This window comes from Lutibacter sp. A64 (assembly GCF_022429565.1).
In the GTDB taxonomy this organism is placed as follows: domain Bacteria; phylum Bacteroidota; class Bacteroidia; order Flavobacteriales; family Flavobacteriaceae; genus Lutibacter.
On record NZ_CP092487.1, the window covers coordinates 2,355,975 to 2,376,244 of the forward strand.

General features: G+C 32.8%; 7 protein-coding genes and 2 pseudogenes (1 of these 9 only partly in view). 1 reads left to right on the forward strand and 8 read right to left on the reverse strand.

The features are described 5' to 3' along the window. Positions 1-10,248: the 5' end (the start) of a Calx-beta domain-containing protein gene (locus MKD41_RS09585; protein WP_240242076.1), read on the reverse strand. The gene continues 19,980 nt to the left of window position 1, outside the view; the window shows 10,248 of its 30,228 coding nt (coding positions 1-10,248); its start codon is at positions 10,246-10,248; its stop codon lies off the left edge, out of view. A 751-nt stretch (positions 10,249-10,999) separates the two neighbouring features. On the opposite strand from MKD41_RS09585, the pseudogene MKD41_RS16450 reads away from it, so the two are divergent. Beyond that, a pseudogene (locus tag MKD41_RS16450) lies at positions 11,000-11,338 on the forward strand (transposase); the annotation flags it as partial. 39 nt (positions 11,339-11,377) lie between these two features. On the opposite strand, the pseudogene MKD41_RS09595 reads toward MKD41_RS16450, so the two are convergent. The 7 genes and pseudogenes from MKD41_RS09595 to MKD41_RS09625 form a co-directional block, all read right to left on the reverse strand. After that, a pseudogene (locus MKD41_RS09595) lies at positions 11,378-12,556 on the reverse strand (IS3 family transposase). Between the two features lie 214 nt (positions 12,557-12,770). Continuing rightward, positions 12,771-13,847 (reverse strand): glycoside hydrolase family protein, encoded by a 1,077-nt coding sequence (locus MKD41_RS09600; protein WP_240242077.1) that lies wholly within the window; start codon positions 13,845-13,847, stop codon positions 12,771-12,773. Positions 13,848-13,895: 48 nt separating this feature from the next. Next, positions 13,896-14,726 carry a dienelactone hydrolase family protein gene (locus tag MKD41_RS09605; protein WP_240242078.1) on the reverse strand — a complete coding sequence of 277 codons (831 nt, stop codon included), beginning with the start codon at positions 14,724-14,726 and terminating at the stop codon, positions 13,896-13,898. Positions 14,727-14,800: 74 nt separating this feature from the next. Next, a complete protein-coding gene (locus tag MKD41_RS09610) occupies positions 14,801-15,928 on the reverse strand; it encodes a glycoside hydrolase family protein (RefSeq protein WP_240242079.1) in 1,128 nt (375 codons plus the stop codon). 107 nt (positions 15,929-16,035) lie between these two features. Next, positions 16,036-17,046: a family 43 glycosylhydrolase gene (locus MKD41_RS09615; protein ID WP_240242080.1), complete on the reverse strand. Its 1,011-nt coding sequence runs from the start codon at positions 17,044-17,046 to the stop codon at positions 16,036-16,038. A 51-nt stretch (positions 17,047-17,097) separates the two neighbouring features. Then, positions 17,098-18,564, reverse strand: coding sequence for a DUF459 domain-containing protein (locus tag MKD41_RS09620; protein WP_240242081.1), 1,467 nt, complete (start codon positions 18,562-18,564; stop codon positions 17,098-17,100). A 77-nt stretch (positions 18,565-18,641) separates the two neighbouring features. Next, a complete protein-coding gene (locus MKD41_RS09625) occupies positions 18,642-20,222 on the reverse strand; it encodes a sialate O-acetylesterase (RefSeq protein WP_240242082.1) in 1,581 nt (526 codons plus the stop codon). Positions 20,223-20,270: the final 48 nt, after the last annotated feature.

Genomic DNA, 20,270 nt, shown 5'->3' on the forward strand with positions numbered 1-20,270 from the left:
TGAAGTATCCGTAACTGTTAAAGTTACCTCGTTAGTACCAATATTAGTACAATCAAAAGTTGAAATACTTGGCGTATATGTTAATTCGCAGTTATCATAAGAACCATTATCTATATCTAATCCTGTTATAGTTGCTTCTCCGTTTGCATCTAAATCAACTACAATATTTTTACATACTGCAACAGGATTTATATCATCTTCAATAGTAACTGTAGTATTACAAGTTGCACTATTTCCATTAACATCGGTTACTGTTAATGTTACTGTATTTTCTCCAAAATTAGTACAATCAAAATCTGTTTGACTTGCCGTAATAGTTGCTATTCCACAGGTATCACTTGATCCATTATTTATATCTGCAGCTGTAATAGTTGCATTACCCGATGCATCTAATTTTAATGTTATTGGTTTGCATAAAGCAGTTGGTGGTGTTACATCTTGAACAGTAACGGTTGCATCACAGGTAGAAACATTTCCGTAAATATCGGTTACTGTTAAAACTACCGGATTTTCTCCAACATCTACACAACTAAATGAATTTGTAGAGATTTGATAAGTAATAGTTCCACTAGGATCTGTTGAACCGTTATCAATATCGGCTGCAACAATTGAAGCATTTCCGGTAGCATCTAACTCTACCGTAATATTTTGACAAACGGCAGTTGGCCCTTCATTATCTTCAATAATAATTTGGTAAGAACCCGTATTACTGTTACCATATATATCTGTTGCTGTCCAAACCACATTATGAGTTCCAACAGTAAAACTTTCTCCAATAATACTTGTAGTAGTATCCGTTCCAACAGCAGTTGCTCCATCAATAGAATAGGTAATTGTTTCTAAAGTACAATTGTCTGTTATTGGAATATCCCAAGCACTATCTGCTGCACTTGTAGCTGTATAAGTAGCTAAACCTAAATCTAAATTTCTTGTTTGTGTTGCTACAGGGATTATTGTTGGGTTTTCTGTATCTGTAATTGTAAACGTAGTAGTACAAGTAGCACTCTCATTATTACTGGAATCATACAATTTCCAAAGTACTTCAGTTGTTGGATTTGCAGTTGTTCCAACAGGAATTTGCGCACCCACTAAAGTAGTATTAACATCAGTTCCAACTTCTGCGCCTCCATTAATAGAATAGGTTAATTTAGAAGTTGATGCATTATCATTAAGATCATACGGATCGAATTCTGAACTTGTTACTGTAAAAAAACAAGATCCAATATCTGCATCTCTACTAACCTCTGCATCTGCACAACTATTAATAATAGGATCTTCAATATCTTTTACAATAACATTAATGGTACACGATGCTGTATTTCCACTTTCATCTGTGGCAGTCCAAATAACAGGTGTAGTTCCTACTGGGAATGTTTCTCCTTCAAGTGTCTCATCATTATTATAATTATTTTCTAAAGTAACTTCACAATTGTCTGAAAAACTTGTTGGGTCAAATTCTGTACCAATAGTAGTATAAAAAGCTTCCCCAGTATCTGTATTTCTATTAAATTGATTACCTGTAGGACAAGCTATTACTGGGTCTTGATTATCTGTAACTGTAATATTAAACTTATATGTAAAAGAGTTTCCAGATTCATCAACCACAAAGTAGGTTACTTCTGTATCACCTACAGGAAAATCATATTCATCATTTATGTATGAAGGCGAAACTGTAATTACAAGATCTTCTTGAGCGGTAACATTATCTATAAATGTTGGAGGTGTATAATTAACCTTTGCAGTACAATCATCAATACCTGTATCTACAGAAACACTTGAAGGAGCTGTTTCTAAGCGTGGTAATTCTGTATCTACAATATATACGTAGAAATTTGCAGTTCCAACATTACCACTATCATCGGTTGCTGTCCAAGTAACTGAGTTTTCACCCATTTGCATTGCTAAACTATCTAAAGTAGATACTTCAAATTCATTTACTATTTTAGTTACAATTCCACAGTTATCTGTTGATGTAACATCATCAAACTCTCCATCTTTTACGGTATAATAATTTTTATTAGTATCTGTACTTCTAATTTGATTTCCTGGAACCACCAAAATTGGAGGTTCATCATCAGTAATTTTTAATGTAAATGAGCAAGTTGCTGTTTGATTGTTTGTATCAGTAGCTGTCCAAGTAATTTCAATTTCACCGGTTGTTCCTTCTCCTTGCCCTCTAGGTATAGTAACTCCAGAAAGCGTATTAGTACCTGTTACTGGTAGACCTGTTTCAGGATTTATAAAACTCCAAGTTAACGTAGGTGTGCTACAATTATCATTAAACGCAGTTACGTCAAATTCATTCCCTACTACTTTATACGAACAAGTACCTGCATTTGCGCTTCGTGTTTGATCTTCAGTTAAGCAAGATAATGTAGGTGGCGTATCAGTTATAACTACATTAAAAGAGCAGGTAGCTATATTTCCATTATTATCTGTTGCTGTATAGGTAACTGTTGTTGTTCCAACACTAAATAAAGTTCCTGGAGAATGTGTTGATGTAAAAGATTTCATACCACTACAAGCATCAGTTGCTATAAGTGAAGGCCAAGAAACCGCAACTTGACAACCACTACCGGCTGCAACTGCTGTTATTTCTGCAGGGCAATTTGATATTACAGGCGCTTCATTATCGTATACTGTAACTTTTTGATTGTGTATTGTTGTATTACCAGATTCATCTGTTAATTCCCATCTTACATTTGTTGTTCCTAATAAAAATGTTGCAGGCGCATTGTTTGTAATTGTAATAGCTTCGGGAGCTGTACAATTATCGGTTGCTGTTGGCGGTGTTAATGTAAATGTTTTGGTACAAGTACCAGCATCTACATCTACAGTTACGTCTTCAAAAGGCGTATCTAAAACAGGTGCTTCTTCATCTTTAACCGTAAAAGTAAAACTACACGTTTCAGAATATTCAACATTACCTATTTTTTGAGTTGCTGTCCAAGTTATGGTATTTGTACCTTTAGGAATGGTTGCTCCAGCTAACGTTGTATTTGAAGGCGCTCCAGCTAAATCGTGCGTCATTGTTCTTCCATCTCCAGAAATTGATACAAATGTTGCATCATAAATTGTACTTCCTGTTGGAACTGTATAACCACATGCTCCAATAGCTGTTGTTTGAGTAACATTATTCGGACAACTAATAATTGGTTTAAAAGAATCTACAACAGTTACATTTACATTACAAGTAGTTGTATTTGCAGTATCTGTTGCTGTCCAAGTAATTGTATGATCTCCTATTGCTAATTGTGTACCATTTAAATACCCTGGTCCTGTTAAACTATTGGTGTATGATTCAACCTCACAATTATCAGAAACTGCTGGTGTAAATTCACTACCTACAACTGTATAATATTCTACATAAGGATTGTTATATTCTCTATAATAGGTTTCTGTTGGGCAATTAATTACAGGCGCTTCATCATCTGTAACTATAACTTTTTGGGTTATTGATGTAGTGTTTCCACGTTCATCACTAGCATACCATGTAACTGTAGTTGTTCCAATAGGATACGTAGTTCCTGTATGATTATTCCAAACAGAAGTTACTCCACAATTATCAGTTGTTTCTGGTTCATCTAAAACTACACCTGTCGCATTACAATCTGAATTTATAGCCACAGTAACATCTGGAAGAGAAATCGTGGTAAATGATGGATCTTCTTTATCTATAACTCGTATATCATAAGTACAACATTCATTAGTGTCTGTACCATTAGTAGCTGTCCAAGTAACAGTAGTGATTCCTTTATTTAAAACCACACCATCTAAACTAGAACCAGTACCTGTTGTTTTTCCACTTAAAGTATACGCAAGCGTTGTTCCAGCTGTACTTGTTGAAATATCTAATTCTGCACCACTAACTGTATATGTACAAAAACCTGGGTCGGTATCTCTGGTTTGGTATCCTTTGCATTCTACTGCTGGCGTATTATCTGAACTTATAGTTAGTGTTATTGTACAAGTATTATTTTTCCCTCTTGCATCGGTTACAGTCCAAATAATTTCATGTTCTCCCACTGCAAATGTTGCTCCAGCTAAAGTATTAGTTGATGACGTACCTGAAATATTATGTGTTTTAGTAGTATTTGAACAGTCATTAATTCTATAAGGATCAAATTCATTACCACTTACAACATAAGGTCCTGTTTCTACTTGTCTACAAATTTCACCAGGAGTACCAGAGTCAGGACATTGAAAAGTTGGTGCAGTATTATCAACAACTGTAACTGTTTGTGTTGCAGATGAAGTATTTCCATGAATATCTCTTACATACCATGTAACAGTAGTTGTTCCAGTACCAGTAGTTCTATTTATACCATAAGTAGCATCATTTTGATTATTCCAAACATATAAAACCCCACAATTATCACTTGTTGTAGGTGTTCCTAAATCTACACCTGTAGCGTTACACCCAGAACCTGCATCTTCTGTAACATCTGCTGGAGCTGTAATTACAGGAGCTTCATTATCATCTACAAATACATAAAAGCTGCAATTATTTGTATATAATGTACCATCTATTGTTTGTGAAGCTGTCCAAGTAACATAAGTTGTACCTTGAGGAAAAACTTCACCAGCTAAACTTGCAGAATTATTAAAATCGTTAGTTAGTGTTGCACCGGCTGTGGTTGAAGTAGCGTCAAATTCAGTTCCTACAGCTGTATAATCACATTCACCTGAATCTGTATCTTTTGATTGATCTCCAACACAGGTAATAGAAGGATATAAATCTGAAACTACATTTACAGTAATTGTACAAGTTTCAATATTTCCTGATGCATCTGTTGCTGTCCATACAATAGTATTTTCACCTTCATTAAGTTGTTCATTTGTTAAATTTGTACCAGACCCCGTTGTTGCTCCGGAAAGCACATAGGTAAAAGAATCGATTTCGCAATTATCAGTTACAACAGGCTTAAATTCATTATTTCCTACAGCATAATAACTTTGGTTTTTATCGTACACCCTAGTGTATGCACTAGAAGGACAGGTAATAACAGGTTTTACATTATCTTCTACTGTTACGCTTAAAGTTTTTACTGTTTCATTACCATAATTATCTTTTACAGTCCAAGAAACTTCAGTTGTTCCTATAGGAAATTGCTCATACGCTAATGATAAATAATTATTTCTATCATTAATAACTGTATTGTTAGACAATGTACAATTATCTGTAATATTTTGCGGATCAAATTCATCTCCAACTACTGTATAATAACAATCTGTACTAGACGTGTATTTGGTAACAGAAACTGTTGAACTTGCATCACCTAAAAGTTCAAAAGCTGGAGCTGTTTCATCTTTAACCTCCACTTGATATTGCATAGTTGCAACATTGCCACCTGCATCTGTAACTGTCCAAACCACCACAGTAATTCCAACAGGAAATTCGTATCCTGCCAATGTTTCTGTACCGTTTTGATTGTTTACTAATGTAAATGTTGTACAATTATCTGTAATTGTTTCTGGATCAAACTCTGTTCCAACTGTAAAATAACTACAACTAGTAGCAGGTGCAATTCTTGTTTGATTTGCCACTGTTGATATTGTTGGTGCTTCAGCATCTTTAACTGTAATATTAAAACTACAGCTATCTGTATTTCCTTTTGAGTCTTCTATAGTCCAAACAACTGTATGTACTCCTGCATCTAAAACTTTACCATCTAATGTAGTTGATGTACCGCCAGAAACACCATCAAGTGTATATGAAATTATTAAATCTTCAGTAGCATCACAATTATCAAGTAAATCTGTTGGATCAAATTCAGAACCGTTTATGGTATACTCACAACTTGTTGAAGGTATATTTCTAATTTCGTTTCCATAACATTCAAAAGTTGGTGCTTGGTTGTCTGATACAGTAATAGTATAAGCATCTGCAACTACTGAATTTCCGTGTTTATCTTCAACAGTCCAAACAATTGAATATGGATCGGCATCTGAGTCTAATTGAAGTCCTGCTAAAGTATTTGTTCCAGTAAACTTATCTTCTCCATTTTTAGTAATAACGTATGTAGGATCTTTTAATTCGCAATTGTCTGCTACATTTCTTAAATCGAAAGATGTATCAGTTATGGTATAGTAACATTGTGCAGGATCTGTATTTTTAGTTACATTTATTTCTGATGGAAGATCAAACGTTGGATCTTGTGTATCTGTAACTTTAATATAAATAGTACAAGTACTTGTATTGTCAAATTCATCAACTGCAGTCCAAGTAATCTCATGACTTCCTACTGGTAATTCTTTTCCTTCTAAGGTTGTTGTTCCATCAAACGAGTTGGTTACTTCTGTTAAAGCACAACCATCATCTGTTGTTGCGTCGAACTCTGTTCCTGAAACAGTATAAAAACAGAAATCATTAGCTGCTACTCTTTGAAAAGGATTTGTTTCTGTACTACCTGTTGGACAGGTTAATTGCGGAGGAGTTAAATCTTCAACAATAACATTAAAACTCATTTTAGTAACATTCCCTGATGCATCAACAGCTGTATAGGTAATTTTTGTAGTTCCCAACGAAAACTCTGATCCACTTGCTAAGCCTTTTGTTTGAGAAAAACTACTTACTGTACAATTATCACTTGCAGTAGGTTCTGTCCAAGTAATTTCTACTGTATCACAACCAGCACTAATATTTTGATGAATATCATCTATATTAGTAATAATAGGTGGCGTATCATCTGTAACAGTAACTCTAAAAGTACTAGACTTAGAATTTACACCATCACTTACAGTCCAAACTATCGTATTAATTCCAGGGGCAATTTCTATACCAGCTAAAGTAGTTGCTGCAACTGATGCACCTCCGTTAATAGTATATGATACTGATTCAACAGAACAATTATCGGAATATGTTGCGTCAAATTCTGCTCCATTAACTGTATAGTAACAATTATCAGCATCTGTTCCTTTGTATTGATTTCCAACGGTTAAAACTGAAGGTGCTTCATTATCTATTACTGTTTTAGTAAACGTTAAAGAAGTTGAAGTATTTGTACCATCAGAAGCAGTCCATGTTATTATATTAGCACCTTTAGAAAGCGTTTTACCGGTTAATGATCCTGTACCAGATAAGGTTGTTGCACCTGTAACAGTGTAAGATAAGGTAGTACCCGATGTACAATTATCAACACCAATTGGATCTAATTCTGAACCTTTTACTACATAACTACAAGTACCTACATCTACATTTAAATTAGAATTTACAGTGCCTGAAGTTGCTGTTAATGTAGGAGCAATTTCATCGACAATTGTAACTGTTGCATTACACGTAGCAATATTTCCTGCAGCATCTTTAACAGATATTACCACTGTATTGTCTCCTGCATTTGTACAATTAAATGTAGTTCTGCTTAAAGTTATTACTAAATCACCTTCAGCAGTACAATTATCCGTTGCACCACCATTTACATCGCTTACAGTTAAGGTTGCTATACCTGATTCGTTTAAAGAAATGGTTGGTGATAAACAACTTATTACTGGTTCTTGGTTATCAGAAATAACTATATCAAAACTACAGGTATTGCTAATATTACCTGCTTCGTCTGTTGCAGTATAGGTAACGGTGGTGGTTCCAACATTAAAAGAGTCTCCTGGATTATGAGATTTTGTCCAAACTAAAGTGCCCGAACAATTATCAGTTACTGTTGGCTCAGTCCAAGTTACTGTTGCTGTACATTCGTCTGTATCAGTTCCTTGAACAATGGTTGAAGGACAATTAGTAATAACTGGTTTTTGAGTATCTTCAACCGTTACATCAAAAGAGCAAGTTACACTATTATTTCCAGCTTCATCTGTTGCTGTATAGGTAACTGTCGTGGTACCTAAAGGAAAAACTGTTCCTGGAGTATGTGATTTTGTCCAAACTATATCTCCAGTACTTGTACAATTATCGGTTACGGACGGTTCTGTCCAAGATACTGTTGCTGTACATTCTCCTGCATCATTTGACTTGGTAATATTAGAAGGACATCCTACAATTTCTGGAATTTCATTATCTGTGACTGTAATTGTAAAACTATCAGAAAATTCATTTCCGCTTGCATCGGTTGCTGTATAGGTAATTGTTGTTTCTCCAATAGGAAAAACACTGCCATTATTTAAGCCTTCAGTTGGACTTGATGCAAATGTCAAACTTTCAACAGTACAATTATCTGCTGAAGTTGGTACAGTCCAAGTTACAGTTGCACCACAACTACCTACCGTATTATAAACTAAAATATCTTCAGGCAAATCTACAATGGTTGGGTCCTCATTATCTATAATAGTAACAGTAAAACTACAAGTTGTTTTATTTCCAGAAGCATCTGTAACTTCAAACGTATTTATTGTTTCACCTACAGGAAACATACTCCCACTTGCTAAACCTGCTATTTGAACAGTTGAAGCTCCAGTACAATTATCTGTTCCAACAGGTACTGTATAATTAATTACGGCACCACAAGTTCCTGCATCTATATTTTGAGAAATATCTGATGGACAGCTTATTTCTGGAAACTGATTGTCTGTTACAATAATATCAAAGCTTCCTGTATCTTCATTTTCGTCAGCATCTGTTACAGTATAAGTAATTGTTGTTGTTCCAATTGGAAAAGTATCTCCTAAAGTTAACCCTGTAGTTGGACTTGACACATAGGAAATAGAAGGCGCGCTGTCGCAATTATCGGTAGCTGTTGGTTCAGTCCAACTTACAATTGCTCCACAAGCATTTGCATCATTATTTACTGAAATGTTTGTAGGTAAATTATCTATTACAGGTTTTTCTGCATCATTTATGGTTACTGTAAAACTACAAGTTGCAGTATTATTTGCTCCATCGGTTACAGTAACTTCAATATTAGTTACTCCTTTATTAAAAGTTGTTCCATTTAAAGTAGTTGCTCCTGTAACAGTAGTTGCTCCTGTTAAATCATATGAAACTGTTGGCGTACCGCAATTATCTCCTATTGTTGCATTCCAAGAATCATCAGCAAGTGTATATGTACAGAAACCAACATTAGTTGTTGCTGTTTGATTTCCTACACAAGCTACTGTTGGATTTATAGTATCTGCCACTGTAACATCGAAATTACAGGTCGCTGTATTTCCTGCACCATCAGTCACCGTCCAAGTTACAGTTGTTGTACCAGGTGAAAATGTTACACCATTTAATGTAGTTCCTGTTCCCGTTGTTGCTCCCGTTAAAACATATTCAACAGAGGATACAGTACAATTATCGGTACCAACAGCATCCCACGCAGTACCACTATGAATATAAGAGCAACCATCATTTGCTGAAACATTAAGTTGATCGCCAACACAGTTGATTTCTGGAAGAATATTATCTTTTAAAGTAACATTAAAATTATAGGTATTTTGGTTACCTGCTTCATCTTTAGCTGTTATTTCAACTGACTGAACTGTATTATGACCCGTTATACTTGAGCCCAAAACTGGATTTTGTATTAATGTAATATTACCAACTAACGAACAATTATCTGAAACAGTAACACTTGTTGTATAATCTGGTAAGGTTGCACTACAAGATTCGTCATCTGGATTTAAAATTTTATCACCTTCACCCGTAATACTTGGAGCAACATTTTCTAAATCTACAGTTAATGCTTTTATTGATTCACAACCATTAGCACTAATTGTTCTTATGGTGTAATTTGTGTCTGCTGTTATAGATGTAGTATATGGTAAATCAGCAATTTTAGTTGCATTTGCTGCGTTCCATAATTCATAAGTACTACCATTTGTTGCTGTTGCAGAGATTACAAAATCTGTATTATAACAAACTGGATTTCCAGAATTTACTGTAGCAACAATGTTAGTTGGTAACGGATTTACGGTAATTGTTTCTGTAAATATATCATTTACTGGTAAAGGACCATACTCAAAAGATACACTCACCAAAGAATAGGTAGTTGTCGCGCTAGGAGTCACCATTATTGGAGTTCCTCCATATGTTAAACTTTCCGGGTCTGGGTTACTACTATAATTATTAATCGTAACTTCAGTTGTACCATCAGAATAAACAACGGTATATGGCCCAGTTCCAGCATCAATTATTACCTCTAAAGTAGTACTTTCTCCATCACAAATTGCTGTGGGAAAACCATCCTTAACTTGAATTACGGCTTGTGCTGTTAATTGCTGATTGAATCCTATAAAAAAAAATAAACTTAAAAAAAGTAAAATGAACAAATTACTTTTGGCATGTATTTGCCTATGAGGGGTTGGTAGTTGATGTTTCATATTGTCTATTAGATGACTTAAATCCTAGTAAGTTTAAACGCCTAGTTTAAACTTACACATTGAAAGAGTAAAATTCAATTTGAAATAAAACCTAAAAATGAACTAAAATGGTAATCGAATATATAATTGAATTAATTGCACCCCTACAATTGCTCAAATTTAACATTTATTTTTAATAAATAAATAGTTTTTGTCATTTAAAAATAATGAATGGCAAACTAATAATAATAAATGGCACCTATTAAACGTTAAATGAATATAACACAAACTACCTGTAAAAAATAGTTTTTATGTACAAATTAAACATTTTTAAAAAAAATCGTTTTATCATATTCAAATAATTAACCTTTAAAAACTATTTTAAAAAAAGTTTTTAAATCTTTTTTTTTGAAGAATTTAAAAGCAACCTTTAAAACACGTTAAGATAAGACCTACAAAACATTAAAATATTATTTACCTGAAAATAAAATATTTAAAACATAAATATAAAACTAAAATTACACTGGTTTTAAGAATTTTTATTATTCACTTTAAAATACTTCTAATTTTATTAAAGGATTTTATAAATATTTACCCTTAAATAAAAAAGTCAAAGAAACTAATCTTTGACCTTCCGCTATTTCTTTCAATATAAAATAAATAAACAATAAAAACAAATGGCAGTATCTCATAAACTGTGTAAGTTTTAAAATCTCAGGTCAAAAATTGATCTGAGATTTTTTATTTTATTAATTTTAAATTTTACACACTTATGAAACCAGAAGACTTATTAAACGAAGATTTTTAAAGCAATTTAAAAACGGACCAGAACTGACCAACTTTTTAGAACAGCTTCATAAACGAGGCATAGAAAAAATACTTGAAGGAGAGTTAGATACCCATTTAGACTACGATAAACATAAAAAAAGTAAAGCTAAAAACTTTAGAAATGGCTATACCCAAAAAAAAGTTAAAAACGACTTTAGGAGAGACCGGAATAAAGGTTCCAAGGGATTGAGAAAGTTCTTTTAACCCAATGATTGTAAAGAAACGAGAAAGTACAACACACGTCATTGAAAACATAATAATCTCTCTTTACGCCAAAGACATGTGGACTTGCAACAAAACATTGGACAATTAATTGCGAGATTTAAGCGGCTACATTTTGATTATACATTTCTGTTTCAAATTCATTAATAGTTTTATAACCTAAAGTTGAGTGTATCCTTCTTTTATTATACCAAGTTTCTATCCAACTAAAGATTGATAGTTCTGCCTGAGATCTATAATTGTATTTGTGTTTATAAACCCATTCTGTTTTTAAGCTTTTGAAAAAGGATTCTGCAACCGCATTATCCCAACAATTCCCTTTTCTACTCATAGATTGTGTTACTAGCCCCTTGTAATTTTTAATAATATCTGTAAAACGACTACTAGCATACTGCCCCCCTGTCAGAATGAAAAATGAGTTCTTCTTTAATTACAGTCGATTTAACAGCCATATTCCAAGCAGAGATTATAGTGTCTTTAGTTGTTAAATTATCACTCATAGACCACCCAATTATTTTTCTGTTAAACAAATCTATAACGACCGTTAAATACATCCATCCTTGTTTAGTTTCTATATAAGTGATATCCGACACCCATACTTGATTTTTTCTAGAGACTTCAAAGTTTTGATTTAAAATATTTGCTGCTACAGGATATTTATGATTGCTATCTGTAGTTACTTTAAATTTTCGTATTCTTCTAGCAAATAACCCGTTAACCCTCATAATTCTAGCTACTCTTGGTTTAGAAATATAATGACCTAGCTTTTCTAATGCGGCTTTTATTCTTGGAGCTCCATAGCTTTCAAAACTATCATTAAAGATAGTAACAATCATTGCTGACAGCTTCTGATTATATAACCAAAGATCTGACGCCTTAGCCTTTAACCAATTATAATAACCGCTAGTACTTACTTTTAATACTTTACACATCTTCTCAACTGAAAATTTAAATTTATGGTGTTTTATAAACCTGAATTTCTCTTGTCGCTCTTGGAGAAGATGCTCACCGCCTTTTTTAATATCTCATTTTCTTCTGAAACATCTTTTAACTGACGCTTTAATAACGCTAGTTCTTTTTGCTCATCTGTTAATTTTGGCTTCCCTCGACCTGGAAAACTGTTCTTCCCATAATCTTGTGACTCACGCCGCCAACGATGTAATACCGAATATGGGATATCCAATTCCTCACATATTTGCTTAACACTACCTCGTGCATAGCTTAATTCTAAGGCCTTTTGTTTAAATGATGTACTGTAATTTCTGTGTTGTCTTTTCATAATTCAAAGTTAATTTAAGTAACTCTAAATCTCGCATCTTTATGTCCAGTCTAATGTAGTAATTCCACTCAGAGAAAGTACTAAAGAATGGACTATGCCTATTAGGAATTGGGGAGTTATACTTAATCAATTTTTAGCTATATTTGAAAGCAGGATCAAACTTTAAATAATTTAACCCTGAAATTTTGAACTTACACAGATTTTAGGATAGTGTCTATTCTTTTTTTTCTAATGGTATAAAAACAATATAAGAATCATCTTCTTTTTTTATTGCAAGGCATAGCGCAATAGGAATGTTATTTTCAACATAAATAAATGGACGTTCCATACGATTTGGAATTAAGAAAGCTCCATTATCAAGTGCTATTTTTTTATTAGTTATATTGTAATAATGTGCTTTATTCCAATTTAAACCATCTAATGAAGTCATTAATCCTATAAATTTATGGGCGTGAAAAACAGCATAAAATATAGCTTCATTTTCATCATACCACATTGAAACATCTTCAGTATCTAAATTTCCTATAACTGGATTTGGCTGCATTTTAAAAGGTCCTACAGGCGATTTAGAAGTCGCTATTGCTTGGTTTCTAATAAATCTTTTTTCATTGGGTTTATCTCCTTTCACTATCAAATAATAATTTCCATCACTATCTTTATCAATAGCTGGATTTACAGTTATTGTTGCTATTGGTCCAGATGGTTCTATCAATGCATTATCCATTCTTTGCCAAGGTCCATTAATCGAAGTTGAAACGGCAACACCAGTTCTTTGGTTTTTACGAAGCGTTCCTCTGTCTTTGGTTTTTAAAGATTTTGTACTTAAATCAATTAAATCTTTATGCGTAAATTCTTTATCTCCCAAATTTGTAGCAATATAGTATAGATAATATTTACCTTCAAAATATTTGATTTTAGGATTATGTACTGTAATTGCATCCCAATTTCCATGACCTCTTCCTTTTAAAACCGTTTCTTTATAATTCCAAGGTCCTGTAGGTGTTTTTGAAACAGCATGTGCAATTTCAGAAAATGTTAACCAACCATTAAAAGTATATTCTCGCTTCCATCTTGAATAAAACAAATGATAATTTTCATCTTCTCCTTTTATAATTGAACCTCCCCAATTGTAATAAGCAGTATCTCTAAATATCCCATCTTGTTTTAAAGGCTCCATCATTTCATTAATATTCAGGCTCTTTTTATTCTCTTGTGATACAGCACACACAGAATAAAAGAACAATAAACTAACTAAAGATTTTGAAAAAATTTTAATAATATTATACTTCATAATTAATAATGTTTTAATAGTACAACTGGTTTCTTTTTTACAATTAGCTTATTTTTTTTGACTAAAAACCCATTCTATTAATTCAGGTTCTTTCCAAGCATATTCATAAGAATTATGCCCAATGCCTTTATAAATTGTTAAACGTGCTTTATTCTTTTTATGTTTATATAACGCTTCAATCATTTCAATTGAACCAGAAATTGGAACCGTAGGATCTTTATCTCCATGAAAAGCCCAAATTGGAATTCTGTTTATATTTTTAGCCTCCAACGGATCAGCTGCACCACAAATTGGAACTGCTGCTGCAATAAGTTTATGATAACGCATTACAAAATTCCATGCACCATAACCTCCCATTGAAACACCCATTACGTATATACGCTTTTTATCTACCGAATATTCTCTAACAACTTTATCAAAAATTTCTTTTGCAAGTTTCATAGGTTTACTTAATGGAATATCTTTTAAAAAGTAAGAACCATTTTTCCAGGGTACATTTACCCATTGTTGTTTTTTAGGACACTGAGGCATTAAAATTATACACGGATGTTCTTTTTGCAGCTTGGCATCCATCCATCCGGCAACCCAGGGACGCATTTGTTTTAAATTATCGTTTCCTCTTGAGCCAGCCCCATGAAAAGAAAGCAACAATGGATACTTTTTTTTAGGGTTATATGCTGAAGGTAAAAACACCCTATATGGCATTTCTAAACCATTTTCATCTATATAAATATAAGGTTTCGAATTTTCTACATAGTAACCATTTTCTTGCTCGTTAACACCACAATTATCACTAGAAGATTTAGCCTCCAAATATAATGTTTGAGCAAATGCAAACTGTGAAAGCACACTAAAAATTAATACAATAACTATTCTCATCTCTAAATTATTTATTGAAATACTAAATTAAATATGACTAAAATTAAAACAACTTTTTTCATTTGTTTTACACTTTATTTTTCATATTTCAACACATAACTGTTCGTTCCATCACTTCCATCTAAGGCTACTCCACTTGGACAAAAAAGGTATTCAGGCTCTCCATTAGCATCCATTAATAATTGAGGTCTTTCAAATTTTACCTTTTTACCACCATAACGGATATTAACCCCTTCAGGAAAAACTCCTTTAAGGTAAAAATCTTGATAATTATGAAAGCCAGATAATGGTTTAGCCTCGAATTGAAGTCCGTCATCAGATACCCAAAGTAAACCTCCTCCTTTCTCTAAAATTCCATGATTATCGGTGGTTAACAAACAAACTTTATTTTTCCACATAAAAGCATATCCATCTTCAATTCTAACCTTATTTGTTGTAATTGGATTTGGCTGAATAACATACGGCCCTTCTAATTTTTCTGAAATAGCAACTCCCATACTCACTTTTCCACCTTCTCCTTTAGGTCCAGCCATAGCTTTAAAGTACAAGTAATATTTACCGTTAGGATGTTTTATAAGTGCAGGATTATTTACTCCAAGCCCACTATTATAGCACCAAACAGATGAATCTTTAGGTGGACTTAATAAGGGTTGGTTCTTATTTGGTTTTTCTACCCAAGGACCATTAAGGCTATCACTTATAAGCATTCCAATTCTTTGACTTGGGCCATGGTTTTTTGCGCCATCATTTGCTATAAATATTAATACATATTTGTTATCTATTTTTTTTATACTTGGATTATGAAAACCGGCAGCATTCCAACTTCCATCTTTACTCCCTTTCCTAATAGTTTCAACAAATTTAAAAGGTCCTTCAGGTTGTTTAGCTATATAATGTGCTATTTCACTATTATACCTCCACGCTTTTTTAAAAGGGGTATCTGAAGACCATCTTGCAGAAAAAAGATGCACATTACCATCTTTATCTCTTATTGGAGAACTTCCCCAAACATCATACCCTGGTTCATTTATTGCTTCACCAATAAATTTCCAATGATTTGACATTGCTGTAGGTACCTGTATCTGTTTTTCATTGTTTTTATGATTCGTAGTTTCTGCTTTCTTTGTTTTAGTGCTATCACATGAAATAAAGACAATAGAAAAAATTGTAATTCCTAAAAATATTTTTGTTATACGTTTCATAATCAATTTAGCCTCTTATTTAAGTCATCGTCTTTTTTAGCGATTAACCTTTGTTATCTATAATTTTCACTTTATTAAATTCCCTATTATTTACTAGGTGTTACTGTTTACTTCATTTCAAAACGCACCAAATACGCTAATCCTTTCTTTTGAATCATTGAAATTCCCCACCCAGGAATTTCAGTCGTTAAGTTTCCGTTTTCTAAATGGGGACGATACAATCCTGGCGCCTTTGGTATCTTTTTAAGACGCTCTTGTAAAACCGTAAAATGCTCACCATCTTTAGCATAATTTATGGTTGCATTAATAGAAGCTAAAGAAGCGACTCCACCATCTTTTTGCCAAATTAACACTTCATGACTTTTATCTAATAAAGCGCCATTGTGTTTTTTATAAGGTCCTTTTATATGCTTTGCATACGCAACACTCATTTTTGTTTTTTGAGGGCCTTTTTTCCCATCAACAAAAGATCTTCCTTTATAAAATAGCCATATTTTTTCATCTCTAACCAATAAGCTGGCATCGTCAATTCTAAAACTATCAAAGTCTGAATCCACAGTACTTATCTCTAAAACCGGATTATTTTCCACCCTTACAAAAGGACCATCTGGGCTATCTGAAACGGCAAGTCCTATAGCTGTAATATCTGTTTCTGAATTATTTTCAAATTCCTTATTTTTATTACCTGGTGTTGGTTTTACCCCTGTATAATATAAATAATACTTGTTGTTATACACTAGAATATTGGGTGTAAAAACAGCATGACTATCAAATGCATCTTCTTTTCCTAAACCAAGTGCCATTCCTTGTTCTTTCCAAGTATATCCATCATCTTGTGAGGTTGCGTACCAAATTGTACCCCAATAACCAGATGTTGTAGGACTATCCATACGTGTGTACCACATATAATAAGTACCTTTTACTTTTATAATATCACTATTATCTCTTCTATTATATACCGAATCTACACCAACTCCTGTAATATTTTGATACGTGAATTTTACGTCATTTATTTCCGTTGTTAATTCCTTTGCTTTTTTATTTTCCTTTTTTGCAGTATTACAAAAAGTTATTAAACTTACAAATATGATTGTAATTACTAATTTTAGTTGTCTCATTTAACTTTAATATAAAGGTTGGTTTTTGGACTTTATTTTTAAATAAATAAACTATTGGATTTCCTTAGCTATCTTATTTGCTAACATTTTATACCCTTTATTATTTAAATGAACACCATCAACAGTGTATTTATAAGCTTTTTTCATTAATGTATTTACATCTATTAATGTAACATTTTCTTCTTCTGAAATATCTCTAATAATAGGAATTACCCATTCTTTCAAATGCACAATACGTTGTTGTATTTCTGGGTCTCTACTGTTTTCATGTTTATAAATTGGTAATGGTGTTAATACATATATCTCTGCTTTTGCATTCTTACTTCTATAAGCATTTATCAATTTTATATATCGACTCTTAAACTCTTCTTGTGGTGTACCCTTAAAATCCGTTTTTCTTGTTTTGTCTAGACACCACTTAACATTTGCATCGTTTGTACCAAACATAATTAAAACAATATCTGGTGTGAACTTTAAAGAATTTTGATAAACAGTCTTTTCAAAATATGGATGATTTGTTCCTTCTAATAAAGTTGCTCCACCTTTTCCAAAATTTTTAACTTGGTATTTTTTACCCAATTTTTCTTGTAAAAACTTTGGATATGTAGCTTCAGTATTACTATCTCCAACACAAGACACCTGCTTTATATTTCTAGAAAGTGTTGGTTTTTTTTTCAAATAACCTAATTTTCTTAAAAAAACATCTGTTTCGTATACGGTTAAATTAAAATACTTATCTCCAGAACCTTTTCTAAAAAAATCTCCATTAAAAAAACCATGACCAACATTATCAACTGCAATTAATTCACATTCATTTCCTGCTTCCTTCATTAATTTAGTAAAACGTTTTGCATTTTCAAAAGGCACTGTTTTATCATTTGTACCATGAAATATTAGCACAGGTGGCATTCCTTTTTTAACCTGATGCGCTGGAGATATTTCTGTTTCGCGGCCTGTTACTTTTTTATAACCATACCCTTTTTTAGTAGTATCTAAAACTGGATTATACCCAACAACAGCATTAGGAATTGAACTAACAGACAAGTTCTCATTAGCATTTTCAAAACCATCTATTAATGCAGTGGTTAATGCAACATGTCCTCCAGCAGAACCTCCACTGGCAACAATTTTATTTGGATCTATGTTTAATTTTTTTGCATTTTCGCGAACCCAACGAATAGCAGATTTTCCGTCTTCAACGCACTCAAATGGAGAAGTACCATGGGTATTTTTCACCCTATATTCTGCTGAAATTGCTAAAATCCCTCTCGATGCAAAATATCTACTTTGCTGATAAAATTGTTGTGGGGTACCACCTGTCCAACCACCTCCAAAAAAGAATACAATGGCAGCAGTTGGTTTTTTAGATAACTTAGGTTTAAATACATGCAGGTATAAACTATCCCCGTGTACCTCTTTATATAAAATTTTACTATCAGGAATAAAGTTTTGAGCATCAACACTAAGAATGGTGCAAACCAAAATTAAAAAGACTACAATTATATTTTTTGATCTCATTTTATTTATTATTATTTTTTAATTGATTTTTTTTATCATAAATACACAGACTATTTCAACTACAGAAGCTTTAGAGTCTATGGTTTAAAAGTGTCTGTTCTAAATGGATAAGCGGGTAAATCAACTTCATTTACCAAGTTTACATTTGGCTTCCCTGTAAAAGCATAACGAACAAATAAAGGTTTTTTTAAATCTAAAGACGTTAACACTACTTTTTTCCCTTTTATTTTCGCTTTTGCAGAAAACCATTTCCCTGATGCATCTGACAACCAAAAACTTGTAGGAGCTTTACCATCTGTTGTTTTTAAGTGTTTAACATCATTAAAATAAACAACTATAGAATTAGCTTTTACTTTTACCTTTTTTAATGTTGGCCCCATAGCATCTACTTTTTTATTGAATACATTATGTAAGGCAAAAAGAGCTAAACGTTTACCAACTGGTAATTTATCTTTTGGATGAATATTTTTTTCATCACCCAAATCAATAGTATTTATTACAGATGTATTTGGTAATTCTATTGCTTTTAATTGAGATTCACGCATCCAAGCCCAAGAATGCGCATCTGGACTTTCTGGATTGATATCTTTTTCTGAATCCAACACCTTTCCAAATCCAGGAAGCATTACCACAAGAACATGCAACTCATCATTATTCCAAGCTTTTCGATAGCGTTGTATCCAACTTTTAAGCACATCTCCATACTTTAATATTCCTGAATTTCTAGAAAACCATGGTTCTTTAACCATGCCATACATAGATTGTGCATTGCGTTCTCCTTGATACCAAACCAAGCCTCTGCAAGCATAAGGAATTAACGGGTGCATCATTGCATTATATAAAATATTTGATTGTCTACGTAAAAAAATATCATCTGCATTTTTCCAAGGTCTTGGGCCTTCTAAGATAGCGTTTATTTTATTTTTAGTTTTACTATCAGCATCAAATTCATCCATCATTATTTTAAAATGAGGCACTGTTTCCACCATATCTCTGGGCATCCAAGCCTCTAAAGAAGAACTACCCCAAGAAGTTAAAATAATACCCACAGGAACATTGGCAGATTTCTCTAAAAAATAAGCAAATGAAAATGCAACAGCACTATTTGGATGAATTACTTCCCACTCACCTTCACAAGTATCTTGAGGCTCTAGTGAAACCATTTGTTTAACTTTAAAACTTCTAATATTTTTTGCCGAAGGCACTAACTTTTTAACTTCTGGAGCACCATTTACAGAAAATTGCATATTAGATTGACCTGAACAAATCCAAACCTCACCTACTAAAACATCTGAAATTTTAATTATCTTTTCATTTTGTGAAGAGGATACTACCATAGTTTTAGGCTCAAAATTTGCCTTTAAAACACCCAAATTTACGCGCCATTTACCATTAGCATCTGTAACCGTTTGTTCTTCTAAATCACCTAGTTGAACCTTAACAACTGCTCCTTTTTCTGCTGTTCCCCATACTGGAATTGAAACACCTTGTTGCAACACCATATGATCTTTAAAAAGAGAACCCAATTGAAATCCAGTTTTAGAAGTTTGCGATTTTACTGTACTGGTTTGTGCAAAACTAGCAACTCCATTAAATAATATAAATAGTAATGCTAAGTAATAAATAGCAGAATTCTTATATGTAAATTCTTTTTTCATTTCTTTTAATTATTTAAACTTATCTTTTATTTTGATTCACTTTTTTAA

Excerpts from the sequence above, each read along its gene's own strand:
- MKD41_RS09600 (WP_240242077.1), bottom strand. The coding sequence starts at position 13,847 with ATGAAGTATAATATTATTAAAATTTTTTCAAAATCTTTAGTTAGTTTA.
- MKD41_RS09605 (WP_240242078.1), bottom strand. The coding sequence starts at position 14,726 with ATGAGAATAGTTATTGTATTAATTTTTAGTGTGCTTTCACAGTTTGCA.
- MKD41_RS09610 (WP_240242079.1), bottom strand. The coding sequence starts at position 15,928 with ATGAAACGTATAACAAAAATATTTTTAGGAATTACAATTTTTTCTATT.
- MKD41_RS09615 (WP_240242080.1), bottom strand. The coding sequence starts at position 17,046 with ATGAGACAACTAAAATTAGTAATTACAATCATATTTGTAAGTTTAATA.
- MKD41_RS09620 (WP_240242081.1), bottom strand. The coding sequence starts at position 18,564 with ATGAGATCAAAAAATATAATTGTAGTCTTTTTAATTTTGGTTTGCACC.
- MKD41_RS09625 (WP_240242082.1), bottom strand. The coding sequence starts at position 20,222 with ATGAAAAAAGAATTTACATATAAGAATTCTGCTATTTATTACTTAGCA.